Source organism: Salinimicrobium oceani (assembly GCF_012037645.1).
The window spans coordinates 1-471 of record NZ_JAAVJR010000554.1; the positions used below are offsets into that span (position 1 = coordinate 1).

The 471-nt window shown below is 37.4% G+C and carries 1 protein-coding gene; it reads left to right on the top strand.

Annotation, left to right across the window (positions count from 1 at the left end; genetic code table 11):
• Positions 1-471, top strand: a 471-nt coding sequence (locus tag HC175_RS18210) for a hypothetical protein (protein WP_209310081.1), incomplete at both ends; no start/stop codon positions are given.

Below are 471 nucleotides of genomic sequence, written 5' to 3' on the forward strand. Positions count from 1 at the left end.
GAAAGACGTAATCCAAATGAGATCAACTTACCATTAGATACCTCGCGATTTGCTTTACTCCCCATGAACGCGAGAAAGCAGTACGACCTGTTGGTTAATAAACAGGATTCTTTGATAGAACATTCTCAAAACTCGAACTTGAACAGACTTAAAAAAGGCAAAAAAGGGGGAGTTGGCATAATAACTTGTGGAATAGCCTATAATTATGTGATGGAGAATTTAGGGGAAGATGAAAGCCATTCTATTCTTAAAATCTCTCAATATCCTTTGCCCAAAGAAAAGGTAAAAGAATTATATGACCACTGTGAAAAGATCCTGGTTGTAGAAGATGGATATACCATAGTAGAAGAATTGCTGCATAATTATTTTGATGATAATGATAAAATAAAAGGAAAGCTATCGGGTGATCTTCCGCGAACGGGAGAACTAAATCCGAATATTGTCGGGAAATCCCTGGGGCTTTTTCAGGAG